The sequence below is a fragment of the Zunongwangia sp. L-65 genome, from assembly GCF_056859415.1.
Genome location: NZ_JBSXOK010000053.1, coordinates 44,533 through 59,185, shown reverse-complemented (window position 1 = coordinate 59,185; position 14,653 = coordinate 44,533). Strand labels below are relative to the sequence as shown.

General features: G+C 36.3%; 9 protein-coding genes. All 9 read right to left on the bottom strand.

What is annotated here, in order from left to right; genetic code table 11:
* Nucleotides 1–10: 10 nt before the first annotated feature.
* The 9 genes from AC13DP_RS08120 to AC13DP_RS08080 all read right to left on the bottom strand — a co-directional run bounded on the left by AC13DP_RS08120 (nucleotide 11) and on the right by AC13DP_RS08080 (nucleotide 14,636).
* A complete protein-coding gene (locus AC13DP_RS08120) occupies nucleotides 11–3,064 on the bottom strand; it encodes a SusC/RagA family TonB-linked outer membrane protein (protein ID WP_228250221.1) in 3,054 nt (1,017 codons plus the stop codon).
* Nucleotides 3,065–3,212: 148 nt separating this feature from the next.
* The gene (locus tag AC13DP_RS08115) at nucleotides 3,213–4,244 is read right to left on the bottom strand and encodes a LacI family DNA-binding transcriptional regulator (protein ID WP_483067531.1); all 1,032 of its coding nucleotides are present in this window, start codon (nucleotides 4,242–4,244) and stop codon (nucleotides 3,213–3,215) included.
* A 36-nt stretch (nucleotides 4,245–4,280) separates the two neighbouring features.
* Nucleotides 4,281–5,297, bottom strand: a complete 1,017-nt coding sequence (locus tag AC13DP_RS08110; RefSeq protein ID WP_483067530.1) for a LacI family DNA-binding transcriptional regulator — start codon at nucleotides 5,295–5,297, stop codon at nucleotides 4,281–4,283.
* A gap of 484 nt (nucleotides 5,298–5,781) precedes the next feature.
* Entirely contained in the window at nucleotides 5,782–7,485 is a 1,704-nt protein-coding gene (locus AC13DP_RS08105; protein ID WP_483067529.1) for a sodium:solute symporter, read from the bottom strand.
* Between the two features lie 4 nt (nucleotides 7,486–7,489).
* The gene (locus AC13DP_RS08100) at nucleotides 7,490–8,677 is read right to left on the bottom strand and encodes an aldose epimerase family protein (protein WP_483067528.1); all 1,188 of its coding nucleotides are present in this window, start codon (nucleotides 8,675–8,677) and stop codon (nucleotides 7,490–7,492) included.
* Between the two features lie 13 nt (nucleotides 8,678–8,690).
* Nucleotides 8,691–10,199, bottom strand: coding sequence for an L-arabinose isomerase (gene araA, locus AC13DP_RS08095; RefSeq protein WP_013071576.1), 1,509 nt, complete (start codon nucleotides 10,197–10,199; stop codon nucleotides 8,691–8,693).
* 20 nt (nucleotides 10,200–10,219) lie between these two features.
* Nucleotides 10,220–10,924, bottom strand: a complete 705-nt coding sequence (locus tag AC13DP_RS08090) for an L-ribulose-5-phosphate 4-epimerase (RefSeq protein WP_347407523.1) — start codon at nucleotides 10,922–10,924, stop codon at nucleotides 10,220–10,222.
* Nucleotides 10,925–10,928: 4 nt separating this feature from the next.
* On the bottom strand, nucleotides 10,929–12,605 hold the full coding sequence (locus tag AC13DP_RS08085) for a ribulokinase (RefSeq protein WP_483067527.1): 1,677 nt from the start codon (nucleotides 12,603–12,605) through the stop codon (nucleotides 10,929–10,931).
* A gap of 72 nt (nucleotides 12,606–12,677) precedes the next feature.
* Entirely contained in the window at nucleotides 12,678–14,636 is a 1,959-nt protein-coding gene (locus tag AC13DP_RS08080) for an alpha-L-arabinofuranosidase C-terminal domain-containing protein (protein ID WP_347407525.1), read from the bottom strand.
* Nucleotides 14,637–14,653: the final 17 nt, after the last annotated feature.

The window sequence follows — 14,653 nt, the reverse complement described above, 5'->3', positions numbered from 1 at the left end:
GTTCTATTTTTTAGAAGTTAACATTTAATCCTACAGAAACTGTAGTTGTTCTGGGATAAAAATCTCTATAATCAATACCAGGAAAAAGTCCTGTATCCTGAACTTCAGGATCTCTATTACCATCGTTATATCCCGTAATAGTTGCTAAATTTCTAGCACTTGCATATAATCTTAACCTTTTAAAGTTCCCTTCTTGCGGTAGGTCAAAATTATAACCCAAGGTTAAGTTATCCAGTTTTATAAAATCTCCGTTTTCCAGATAATAATCAGAGTACTGAGGAGCTTCTTTAATTTGACTATATTGTCCCAAAGCAGAGGTTAATACGTTTGCCGGCAATAATTCCTGATTTCCGTAGAAAAGATCGACTGTATTTAGAATATCAAAATCAAATTTACCTCTAAAGAATACCGTTAAATCAAAGTTTTTATATCTGAAGGTATTTGTTAAGGAGGCGTAATATTTTGGCATTCCATTTCCGATTATAGTTTTATCTTCTTCAGTCATTTGATCCGAAGTTCCTACAGAACCATCTGCTTTATGGAATAACCACTGTCCATCTCTTGTAAAGCCAGCAAAACGTTTCCCGTAAAAATTACCTATAGTACCACCCTCGGTATTTCTTATTGCATTCCCTAAATTACCCGGATTTCCTATATTTCCGCCGTCAATTTGTGCTACGATAAATTGTTCGTTAGAAAGTTTCACCAAAGTATTTTTCTGATAGTTTCCGGCAGCGTCTACATTCCATTTAAAATCTCCTTTATTAATAACGGCTGCACTTAAAGCAAGTTCTACACCACTATTTCTGATTGTCCCTACGTTGGTATAGATATTGCTACGAACGTAAGGTGGCTGTGGTACTGTATAATTATATAGTAAATCTTCAGTTGTTCGCCTATAGACATCTAAAGCACCGGTAATTCTATTAGATAAGAACCCAAAGTCCAGACCAAAGTTTAATTCTTTTTTACGTTCCCATCTAAGATCGGGATTTGGGTTTTTAGCAGCACCCAAAGTTTGATAATAAGTTGGATCTGTTGCATTATCTAAGAAGATTGGGTATTTCCCCCCAGTGCCCAAAGTAACAAGGGATTGATAATTAGGAATTCCCTGGTTACCCGTTATACCGTAACCCACTCTAAGTTTTAAATTGGAAAACGTATTTTGCTCATCCATAAATGTTTCATCAGAAATAACCCAAGCGCCAGATATTGCTGGGAAATTACCCCATTTATTATTCGCACCAAACTTAGAGCTTCCTTCCCGTCTTATCGATGCAGTTAAAAAATAACGATCTAAATAAGAATAATTAATTCTAGAAAAGAAAGCTATTAAGGTATTATCTTCTTTAAAACTGCTAAGTCCCGGTCTGGGTAAGTTGGTATCGATAATAGCATTTCCCCAACCCATATTCCAATCTAAAAATGAATCTGTATTGAATCCGCTATTGCTCATAGAATATTCTTCTGTAGTGCTATATTGATAACTATAGCCTCCTAACAAATCGAAGGTATGCTTCCCTATTTCCTGTTCAAAAGTAATTGTAGGTTCAAAGGTTTTAGTATAATCTACATGATTCCCTTTACGCGCATATCCAGTTCCTCGATAATCTCCATTTATATTTGCCCAGTCCTCAGTAGACTCATAATAGCGATCATTCCACTCATTTCTTTGGTAAGACCCAAAAGCTGCAATCTTTAATCCTTCTACAATTTCATAAGTCACTTTCGCATCTCCAGAAAATGTATACTGTTTTCTTAAATTAAAACGATTGGCATATTCTGAAAATGGATTGTATAAATTAGTAGGCTGGTAATAACCAAACTGTCCCTGATTATTCAAATCGCCTCCTGGCTCAGCATAGATTGGGGTCGTAGGATTCCAATCAGTTATGATTCCAAATTGTCCCCCCCCCTGTAAATTCGCATTATTAAAATTTGTAGCTACACTAGATTGAAAATTAAATTTATCATCGAAAGCAGACTGATTAAAGTTAATCCTAAAACCATATTCTTCCCGATCGTTTTCTAAAGCAATACCATCTAATTTTTGATAATACAAGGAAGCACGATAATTACTGTTCTCTCCACCACCTGAGGCTACAAAGTTGTGATACTGGCTTAAATTAGTATCATCAACCAATTCGTCATAAATATCTGTAGTGTAGCCATAATCATTACTTTCACCGATAATTCCCTGATCAATTATGTCTCTATACTGATCTGCTGATATAAAATTAGGCTTATTTTGAACATAATCTCGGGATACATATGATGCATATTCAAACTGAGATATTCCTTTTTTACCTTTTTTAGTAGTTATTAAAATAACACCATTGTTACCTCGGGTACCATAAATTGCCGATGCAGCACCATCTTTTAATACATCAAAAGATTCAATATCATTTTGCTGAATAAGATCTAAATTTCCTCCTGGAATACCATCAATTACAATTAAAGGTTCTGTATTTCCTGTAATTGAAGTTAATCCACGTAGCTGAATGGAAGCACTACTATTAGGGTTATTACCACCAGCTCTGGTTACCGATAAACCTGCAATTTTTCCCTGAATAAGATCCATCGGGGAAGTTACAACTCCCTGATTAAAATCTTCTTCAGACACCTTTGCTACTGCAGTAGTTACAGATTTTCTGGATTGCGTACCATAACCCACAACCACAACTTCATCTAAAGCCTGTTGATCGTTTTCTAAAGTTACATTAATGGTATTATTACCATTAACAGTTCTTTTTACAGTAGTCATCCCCACAAAAGTGAAAACTAATACTGAATCATCTCCTGGTACATCAATAGAATAATTCCCATCAAAATCTGTTTGTGTACCAACACCTGTACCTTCTACCCTAACGGTAACTCCGGGCAAAGGCAGTCCCTCGCTGTCCTTTACATTTCCCTCTACAGTTGTCTGAGCCACAGCTTTTGTACTAAAAGCCGAAAAAAGGACAACCAAAAGAAGTAGCTGTAAAGATCTTAAAACAAAGGATAATTTACTAAATCGTTTTTGATTAAACGATTTAGCATCAAGTAGTTTTTGTTTTTTCATTAATGCTAATTTTTAGTTAGAATTCACACTTTATTATAAGGCGAATATAATTAAAACGATTTAGCTAAAAAACAAAAATCTTATTTTATTCTGAAATAATTATTAAATAGACATTATTTCAGAATGAAAACTCAGGATTTACATGGTCTTACAACTTTTTATTTGGAAAAGATGAATTCCTTTTAATTAATGAGGCAGGAAGTATTTTTTGATTTCTATAAGGTTTTTCCGGAGTGCTTTTTAACATTTTAAGTATTGTGTTCATCAATTCTTTTCCTATTTTTTCCAGAGGCTGTGAAACGGCAGTAATTGGTGGAAAATAAATTTTGAAAAGATCGTTATCATCAAAGGTAATAATACCCAGTTCATTAATCTTTTCTGGGAAGGATTCTCTTATTACTTCTAAACCCATCTGAGTGAGATAGTTGGTAGCAAAGAAAATTGCATCCAGATCATTATTTGCTAAATAATTTGCTATAAGCTCTTTTACTATGCCTGTTTTCTTTTCGTAAAAAGGAACTTCCAAAACAAATTCATCCAAATCATTTTCTTTCATTGCATCGCGATAACCTCGCTGTCTTGCTTCCATCTGGGTTTGATTTGAAGCGATAGTAATAAAACCAATTCTTTTATAAGAATTATCAATAAGATGCTGACTAGCATCATGCACAGCTTCCGAATTATCTATGATCACGTAGTTCGTGTCGATTTCAGGAAAATATCGGTCAAATAATACTACAGGGATATCATCTAAAACTAAATCAGATATATCTTCCTGAATACCTGGAGAAGGCACTATAATATAACCGTCTACCTGTCGTTCCCTAAACAGATTAATCAACTCTCTGGAACGATCGTCTTTATTTTCGTTGCTACAAAACAATACTTTATAGCCTTTATCATAAGCAATATCTTCTATTATTCTTGCCAGCTTAGAAAAAAAATAATTGGAAATATCCTCTACCATTACCACGATAATCTTACTTCTTCCCGTTCTGAGACTCTGGGCAAGTTGATTAGGTTTATAATTAATAGATTTAGCGTATTCCAAAACTTTCTTTGTTACTTCTTCGGAAATTCTTTTTTCCTTCGCTTTTCCATTTAATACGAAGGATACCGTAGTTACCGAGACATTTAGGGCTGCCGCAATATCCTTTATAGAATGTCTTTTGTTTTTCATGTTAATTTGGTTATTTAGTTAGTGTAGCAGGATGATTTAGGTTCTTGGCAAAGAACTGTTTCTGTATTGGATATCACAGTCTAACTCGATCTTCTTAATGATATCTTCATCATCCTTTTTCTTCAACTTATTTAACATCAATTCCATTAGTTGTTCCCCTATCTTTTGTAATGGTTGCGAAATTGCAGAAATGGAAGGATTAAAAAGTTTGAATAAAATAACATCATCAAAAGAGAAAAAACCTTTGGTTTGCAGATAATCCGGATACTCATCCTGTAAGAATTCTAAAGCATTAACCGCCAGATAATTTGTAGCAAAGAATATGGCATCAAAATCATCTGTATTTTTTATTTTCTCCCGAAACAAGTCTTTACGTTTTTCCAGATCTTTCTGTGCAAAGGAAATTTCAAGAATATTTGGCGTTAAACCGTATTCTTCAACAGCGTTGGTATAACCTAAACGCCTATCCAGCATCTGGGTTTGCTTCATATCTGTGGTTACAAATAGAATTTTTTTAAATCCATTCTGAATTAAATTATTTACAGCCGTATACGTTGCCTGTTTGTTGGCCGCCACTACGTGACTTGCGTTTAGTCCCGGAAAATAACGGTCGAATAAAACCACGGGAATTCCATCGTTAATCAGCGCTCTTACATCATTTTCTATACCGGGAGAGGGCACTATAATATAGCCATCTACCTGCCTGTTCCTAAAAAGATTAATCAATTCCCTGGATTTCTTATCCTCATTATCATTACTACAAAATAATACCCTATATCCTTTTTTATAGGCTATATCTTCAATAACCCTGGCTACCTGGGAATAAATATCTTCAACCATTACGACTAAGATCTTACTTCTCCCCGTTCTTAAGCTTTGCGCTAATTGATTTGGACGATAATTTATTTTAGTAGTAAAGGCTAAAACCTTGTTAGTTAATTCTTCTGAGATTCTTTTCTCTTTTGCTTTTCCATTTAAGATGAAGGAAATAGTTGTTGAAGAAACACCAAATTCTTTGGCTATATCTTTTAAAGAATAACGCTTTTTTTTCATTTAATACTTTAAATATTATTCACCCCGCCAGTGATCTTAAGAATACCTGCATATCATTTAAAAATACATATTCTTAAGGCATTACACAAAATTCTACTTTAGACCAGATAGCCCATAAACATTCTCTCCTTTATTGAAAATATACACTATATGACTGCTATATGATTATAGATCTAAAATTTAGTCCGTTTAAAACATAAAACAGCTAGCAGATTAATTTAAAGATATCAACCCCTGTTTTATACCTCGTTGCAGACGTGCTGCAATATAGTCATTTTTAATTCACTTGATTTTATCAATTGAGTCTCTAAAATTGATAAAGGCAATCTTAGATAAGATCTATTTTTAGTATGCTCATTATTGGTTTATCGCAAATGCAAAGTGGCATAATATAATGAAGACTTTTATCATTCTTACAATTGAAATAAAAAAGCCGACAAAACGAAGTTATCGGCTTTAGCTTAAATACTATACTGATGTTATATTACCAAAAATACCAGTAAAAAGCACCTGTTAAAGCTAAAATAACAGCTGAATGTACAACATCCCATTTATTCCAGCTTTTACGATCCTCTTCATTATCTTCTTTAGTGGTAGTTCCAAAAACCAAACCTTTAATTTTCTGTGGTTCCGGTGCTTTTGTAGCTAAACTTACACCGATGACTACCAGAATACAGAATAATAACATCCAACCACAGAAATATAACCAGTTAAGATCATAAAATAGATATTTAAATAGCGAATCTGGTGCGTCAGTCAAATTACTGTAATATACTTTAGCTCCTAAACGTGTTAAACCTATCACCAATCCAGAAATTAATCCCCACATACCGCCTTTGGCACTGGTCCGCTTCCAGGTAATTCCTAATAAAAAGGCCGAAGCAATTCCTGGTGCTAATACCGACTGTACATCTTGCAGATAGGTATATAATACGTCGCCCACACTTCTCATAATTGGAATCCATAATATTCCTAATACCACAATTACAAGGGTTGCAAACTGACCGATTTTCACCAATTTCTTTTCTGGTGTCTCTGGTTTTAAACGTTTATAAAAATCGATAGTAAATAACATCGCAGACGAGTTAAATAAAGAAGCTAAAGAACTCATCAAGGCTGCTAAAATACCACAAACTACTAAACCTTTTACTCCTGCTGGTAATAGCTTAGCTACCAAAGTAGGAAATGCAGCATCGGCATTGGCTACACCATTATCCAAAAATGGTAAGAATCCTTCTCCTCCAGATTGTATGCTCTGATAATGAATTGAAAAAGCGATCATTCCGGGAATTAAGAATAAAAATACCGGCAACAACTTTAAGTAAGCACCAAATATAGTTCCGCGACGAGATTCTTTTAAATTCTTCCCAGAAAGGACACGCTGAACGATGTATTGATCTGTACACCAATACCAAAAACCAATGATTGAAGATCCAATTAAAGCACCTAACCATGGAAAATCTGGATCTTTATTACTTCTTATAAGATTCGCCATAGAATCCCCATAATCATTCACTTCTATAGAGCTGGTGATGGCCATCATTTGATCCCATCCCCCTACTTCCTTAAGCCCCAAAACCACAATGATAGCCGAACCTAAAAGTAATATTGGCGTTTGTAAAATAGAGGTATATAAAACTGATTTCATACCACCAAAAATGGTATATAAGGCCGTAATTAAAACCAATCCTATTGCAGCAATCCAAAAGAAATCAATTCCCCATAGTTTCTCGATTCCAAATACCTCCTGAAAAACGAGTCCACCGGCATATACCGTAACAGCTACCTTGGTAAGAACATAACTAATTAAGGAAATTACAGAAAGTATTGTCCGCGACTCTTTATTATATCTTCTTTCCAAAAATTCCGGCATGGTATATACCATACTTCTGCTATAAAAAGGAACAAAAACCCAACCCAAAATTAAGATCATCCAGCCTTGAATTTCCCAGTGCGCCATGGCCATACCGCTAGAAGCACCGGCACCAGCAAGGCCTATTAAATGTTCAGACCCAATGTTTGAAGCAAATATAGATGTTCCAATGGCAATCCACCCCGCATCTTTACCTCCTAAAAAATAATCTGCCGAATCGTTAGACTTTTGTCTTACTACATAAAGAATGACTCCAATAAGCAAAAGACAAAATACCCCTATAACAATCCAGTCTAAAATGTCGAATGTTTGCATAGTATTATTTTATAGAGAATTTAAAGGTTGTTTTGGAGCTGTATTGCTCTCCCGGGTTTAAAACCACCGCTGGAAATTTTTCCTGATTAGGAGAATCCGGATAGTGTTGTGTTTCTAAACAGAAACCAGATCTTTTAGCATAGGTTCCATACCCACCCTGCTGTGGTAAAGTACCATCTAGAAAGTTTCCTGTATAAAATTGAATTCCGGGTTCTGTAGTTGAAACTTCCATAAATCGGCCACTTTCAGGATCATAAGCCGAAGCTGCAAAATGCATATCTTCGGATTGATCATCTAGCACCCAACAATGATCATAACCTAATCCAAGCTTTAATTGCTCATTTTCAGCTTCAATTTCTTTACCTACTATTTTAGCTTCAGTAAAATCAAAAGGAGTTCCTTCAACGTCTCGTATTTCCCCCGTAGGAATTAAAGTTTCATCTACCGGTAAAAACTGATCGGCATTAATAACCACTTCATGATCTAAAATGGTATTATCAAAATCTCCGGTTAAATTAAAATAGGAATGCTGTGTAAGGTTAACGACTGTCTTTTTATCGGTTTCAGCCTCGTAATCAACGTCCAGAGAATTATCTTCATTTAAAGTATAGGTTACTTGTACATCAAGGTTTCCAGGGTATCCCATTTCTCCATCTTTACTCTTATAAGTTAAAACCAAAGAAGTACTATCAGCAGGCACTTCAGCAGTCCAAACCACTTTATCAAAACCTTTATCACCGCCATGTAAAGAGTTTTGACCATCGTTTTGCGGAAGTTGATATTCTTCTTCCCCATCCAAACTGAATTTACCGCCGGCGATCCTATTTCCGTACCGACCTATTAGAGCTCCAAAATAAGGATTATCTGAAGTGTACTGACTTATGGAGTCGAAACCTAAAATGACATCTTCAAATTCGCCATTTTTATCTGGCACTTTAAGTGAAGTGATACGACCACCGTAGGTGATAATTTTTACTTCCATTCCTGTTTTGTTAGTTAAGGTATACTGTTCTACCTTTTCACCTTCAGGAGTCGTTCCGTAATCTTCTTTAGTCAAGAAATCGATTTCGGATTCCCCGGTAGTTACATTTTCTTTAGTTTTTTCAGACTTTCCGTCTCCCTTACAATTAGTAAGGGAAAACAGAAAACTGAAAAGACATAAAAAATAAACTGTATGCTTTATTTTTTTCATAATTTAAATACTATTACATTTTATGTTGAAAGAGATGATAGTAAGCTTCGTTGGCATTAATGGTATCTTTAAAGTCCCTTAATTTGGTATCTTCATCGATAACTAAAAGCTCTACCCCTGCAATATCGGCAAAATCTTCCATATATTCTGTGGTTAACGCTTGCGTATAAACCGTGTGATGTGCTCCACCTGCTAAAATCCAAGCGGTAGCAGCAACTTCAAGATCTGGTTTACAATCCCAAAGCACTCTTGCCACCGGTAATTTAGGCAACTCCTGCTCTGGTGCAACAGCTTCTACCTCATTTACGATAAGTCTAAATCGGTTACCCATATCAACCCAGGTAGCATTAATTGCTGCTCCGGCAGGGGAATTAAACACTAATCGTACAGGGTCTTCCTTCCCTCCTATACCTAATGGATGAACTTCACAAGACGGTTTGGCATCGGCTATACTTGGACATATTTCTAGCATATGTGATCCCATTACCAACGATTTCTCTGGTGTAAAGTGATACGTATAATCTTCCATAAAAGAAGTTCCACCTTCCAATCCATATGCCATTACCTTCATTACTCTGGTTAAAGCTGCCGTTTTCCAGTCACCTTCACCTCCAAAGCCATAACCATCGGCCATTAATCGCTGTACGGCTAGGCCGGGTAATTGCTTTAATTCTCCCAGATTTTCAAAAGTATCTGTAAAGGCTTTAAACCCGCCTTCTTCTAAGAATTTACGCAGGCCTAATTCAATTTTAGCAGCATCAATTAAAGATTGCCTTTTTTCTCCACCTTCTTTTAAACTATCGGTTAGATTATAATCCGTCGCGTAAGTATCCAGTAATTTGTTTAGCTCATCGTCAGTAACCTCATTAATCTTCGTCACGATATCTGAAGAATCAAAAGCATTTACTGCTACTCCAAATTTCATTTGAGCTTCTACTTTATCCCCTTCAGTTACGGCCACATTACGCATATTGTCACCAATACGAGCAACTTTAAGGTTTTGCATTTCGTTCCAGCCTAAAGCTACGCGAGACCAGATACCAAGTTTTTTCTGAACGCGCTCCGTTTTCCAGTGGCCTACGATGACCTTACGTTTTTTACGCATTCTGGACATTATGAAACCAAATTCACGATCTCCGTGAGCCGATTGATTTAGATTCATAAAATCCATATCGATATCGCTCCATGGCACCTCAGCATTAAACTGTGTGTGTAAATGACAAAGAGGTTTACTTAAAAGTGTTAAACCTTTAATCCACATTTTCGCCGGTGAAAAGGTATGCATCCAGGCCACTAAACCAATACACTTTTCTGAATTGTTGGCGTCGCGCATTACAGCAACGATTTCATCTTCAGTTTTTACGGTGTCTTTATAAACAACTTTAACCGGAATTTCTGTAGAAGCATCTAATCCTTCTACAATTTCTTTTGAATTTTTAGCAACCTGTTCTAAAGTTTCAGGTCCGTATAGATGCTGGCTTCCTGTTATAAACCAAATTTCTTTACTCTCTATGGCAATCATTGAATGTTTTGTTTAGGTTATTAATTCTGACCGTAATAGGCATTTTTACCATGCTTACGTTCATAATGTTTTTTAATTAAAGAATCTTTTAATCTTGGTGCATTCGGATTTATTTGTAAAGTCAGGTAAGCCATTCTGGCTACTTCTTCTAAAACTTTACTGTTATAAACCGCTTTAGCTGCTGTTGGTCCCCAGGTAAAAGGCCCATGATTACCTAACAACACCATTTGCACCTCTTCGTAAGATAATCCCTTATCTTTAAAGCAGTCCAAAATCTGGATACCTGTATTGTGCTCGTAATTTCCGGCAATAAGCTCATCTTTCATTGGCGGTGCACAAGGAATGTCTGCCGTTAAATGATCGGCATGGGTGGTACCAAAAATCGGAATATCCAACTGGGACTGGGCCCACGCTACAGAGTATGTGGCGTGGGTGTGAGCAATTCCCCCAATATTTTCCCAGTTTTTATATAAGTAAGCATGTGTTTTTGTATCTGAAGATGGTCGCATTTCTCCTTCAATCACATTGTTTTCGAAGTCCAGAATCACAATATCTTCAGGTTTTAAATCGGCATAAGGAACTCCGCTTGGTTTTATGGCAAAAACCTTATTTATACGGTCTACTGCACTAACATTCCCGAAGGTATAAATAACAAGATCTAAAGCATCCAGCTGCATATTCGCTTCGTAACACTCTTGTTTTAAAGATTTATATTTAGAGCTCATTTATTTATGATTTTTTAGTTATGCTTTCTTCAACAAACTGGCTTAACTCTTTATAAGCTGCCATTTGTTTCTCAAATTCGCCTACCATCTCTGGTTGTGGATTATATTCAGCCTCAAAATCACTACCTAAAGTTTTGCTGGCCGTAATTACATCATCGTAAAGACCTGCTGCCACAGCGGCATATACCGCTGAACCTAAAGCGGGTGCCTCATCTGATGCCGCAATTTTTATCGGCATATTTAAGGTGTTGGCCAGGGTTTGCATGATATAAGCAGATTTTCTTGCCACTCCTCCTATACCTATTATCGTTTTAATCTCTACTCCTTCTTCCTTAAAACGGTCTACAATTTCTTTAGCACCAAAACATATAGCATTCACCAAGGCTTTAAAAATATGCGGAGCTTTACTTCCTAAAGAAAGATTACTTATCGCACTTTTTAATTCCTGGTTAGCATCTGGCGTACGTCGCCCGTTGATCCAATCCAAAGCCACAGGTATACTTTCATTAAACTCTAATGCTTCAGCTTCAGCAGATAATTCAGCAATAAACTTTTTATCTACTTCTGCTTTTAGCGCTTCAATTTGATCTACTGAAAGAACTTCTGAATTATACACCAAATGATTTAATGGCCAGGAAAGTACATTTTTAAACCAGGCCAATACATCTCCAAAAGCCGATTGTCCTGCTTCTAAACCAATCATACCCGGAATAACCGATCCATCTACCTGGCCGCAAATTCCTCGAACCGTCTTATCGCCTACTACCTTGTAAGGTGAAACAATGATATCACAGGTTGAGGTTCCCATTACACGAACCAAAGCATGCTCTTCAACTTTAGCACCAACGGCTCCTGAATGCGCATCGAAAGTTCCTACGGCAATAACTGTATCTTCAGAAAGACCTAATTTTTTAGCCCATTCTTTACTGATGTTACCGGCAACTTCATCTGAAGTGTAGGTTTCTGTATATAATTTGGATCGCAAATCAGCACAATAAGGATGTAATTTCCCTAGAAATTCTTCTGAGGGTAAACCGCCCCAGCTTTCGTGCCACATAGCTTTATGACCTGCACCGCACCGACTTCTTTTAAAAGAAGCTAAATCGGTATTTTCAATAAGAAGATAGGTCATCATATCGCAATGTTCCATCCAGGAGTAAGCGGCATTTTTCACCGCTTCATCCTCACGCACGATATGAGTTATTTTTGCCCAAAACCACTCGGAAGAGTATATTCCTCCTTCGTATTTTGTGTAATTTTCACCGCCCCATGTTTCAGCTAATTCGTTAATTTCGTTAGCTTCTTTTATTGCGGTATGATCTTTCCATAATACCATCATGGCATTTGGGTTATCGGTAAATCCATCTACCAGTGCTAAAGGGGTTCCATCTTTGGTAACCGGTACGGGTGAAGAACCGGTAGTATCTATACAAATACCTTTTACAGCCTCTCCCTTAACCCCGCTTTTTGCGATGACTCCTTTTATCGTTTTCTCTAAACCTTCAATATGATCAAGAGGATGTTGTCGAAATCGATTTAGGGTAGCATCACAGTAAAGCTGTTTTTTCCAGCGAGGATACCAAAATGTATCTGAAGCAAGCTCCTTTCCATTATTGGTATCTACCAACACAGCTCTTACTGAATCGGTCCCATAATCAAGTCCTATTACATATGTTTCCATGTATTTTCACTTTTGGTATGAAACAAATATATAAATTAGTTTTTATTAAGTGTAACGAAAACACTTATGATTTTAAGATTTCTTTAATTTTATAATGTTTACTGAATTTGGGGCCAATTCAACAGTTGTATGGTTTTTAATTTTTACTTCATTTTCTACTGGAACAATTGTTTTCGGATTTTCAAAAGAATTATAAGCTTTGATATCATCACCAGAAAGGCTAATCCAATCTGCCTTACTTTTAAATTTACTTCCAGAGATATTAAGCTGTACTTGTTTGTTTTCCGCACTGGTATTCACCAATTTTAAAATAATTTCTCCTTTACCTGAATCTATAGCAGCGGTAGCATATATTTCTTCCTGACCGATAAGTTTATTTCCATTACTACTTACCTTCAATACATCAGTTCCTCTGTTATTGGTAAATAACTTTTGCACGTAATAATTTACCGTACCATGTGACGACAAGTTATCAAACCAAATTAAATCGGGAGCCCATTGCCAGGCATCTTTATGAGCCATAAGTGGCGCATAAGAAGTGAGATAAACTACATCTGCATTACGTTCTAATCCCGTCATAAACGCGGCTTCAGCAACTGCGGCTTCCAGATTATTTTCTTTAGGACCATCTTCAGCTTTTGGATGTGCCGCATATTCACCTGCAAAAACTTTGGGCCCATTACGATCGTAATCGTCATAGCGATCGGCATTTTCTTTAAACCACTGTGGTGATTTATAATAATGCTCATCTACCAGTTCGGCATCTAATTTTTTAAGTTCTTCCCATCCATAGTCAAAATATTCTCCATCTGGAGAAGGACCACTTCCTGAAACGATGATCATATCTGGATATTTTTCTTTAATCGCCTTAGCGAAGACTTTATACCTATCGATATATTCCTGCCCCCATTGCTCGTTTCCTACACCTATAAATTTTAAATTAAAAGGTTCTGGATGTCCCATATCTGTACGTACTTTTCCCCATTTAGAAGAAGTGTCACCATTCGCAAATTCTATTAAATCTAAAGCATCCTGCACATAAGGATCTAAGCTTTCCATAGGAGCTAACTCTCCTGTATTATACTGGCAGGCAATACCACAACTTAGAATAGGTAATGGTTCGGCTCCTAAATCTTCTGAAAGTTGAAAATATTCAAAAAAACCAAGTCCGAAACTCTGAAAATAATCTGGGGTAAGTTTATGCGAAAATTCGGTATTCCAACGGTTTACCAGCATTTCACGATCTTCTACTGCTCCTACCGTTTTTTTCCATTGGTAGCGCTTTTCCAATGTTCTTCCCTCTACGATACATCCTCCGGGAAATCGTAAGAATCCTGGTTGTAAATCGGCTAATAATTGTACTAAATCTTTACGTAAACCGTTTTTTCGGCCTTTCCAGGTATCTTTAGGAAACATAGAAATCATATCCATATCTATACTTCCTTTACCAGAAAAAGTTATTCTTAATGTCGCTTTTTCTGCTGATTTTGAAGGGTAGATTATAGTTTCAGAGGTGGTCCAGTCATTTCCTTTGGGAGCAATAGAAGCTTCTCCAAAAACAGCTCCGTTTTCATCTAAAAGCTCAAATTTTATCGCTGAAATTCCGTTGACATTTCCTGTCATTACTGAAATTCGATAATTTTCGCCTTTTTTTATTCCCATTCCTCGAAAGCCTTCATTGATGATTTCGTAACCGGAAGCATCATTAATCTCAAACCTGGCATAATTTTCATTCCCAGAACTATCGGTATAATTTATAATTTTTGCTATGCCAGAATTTTTATTTAGAGAATGACGGTTACTATTAGGTTCCTGCCATCCCATTTTAGGAGAGTCAAACTCAAAAGAACGGTTTTTTACAAGCTCGGCATATAATCCGCCATCGGCAGCAAAATTAATATCCTCAAAAAATATCCCGTACATAGTGGGTTGAATTTCGGCTATACTCTTAGAAGCATCTACATTAATAGGCGTTTGTGCAAAGGCACTAGCTCCAAGAGCCAAAGCTGCTGCTATACCTAAATTTTTCATTCTATACATATTTTTCA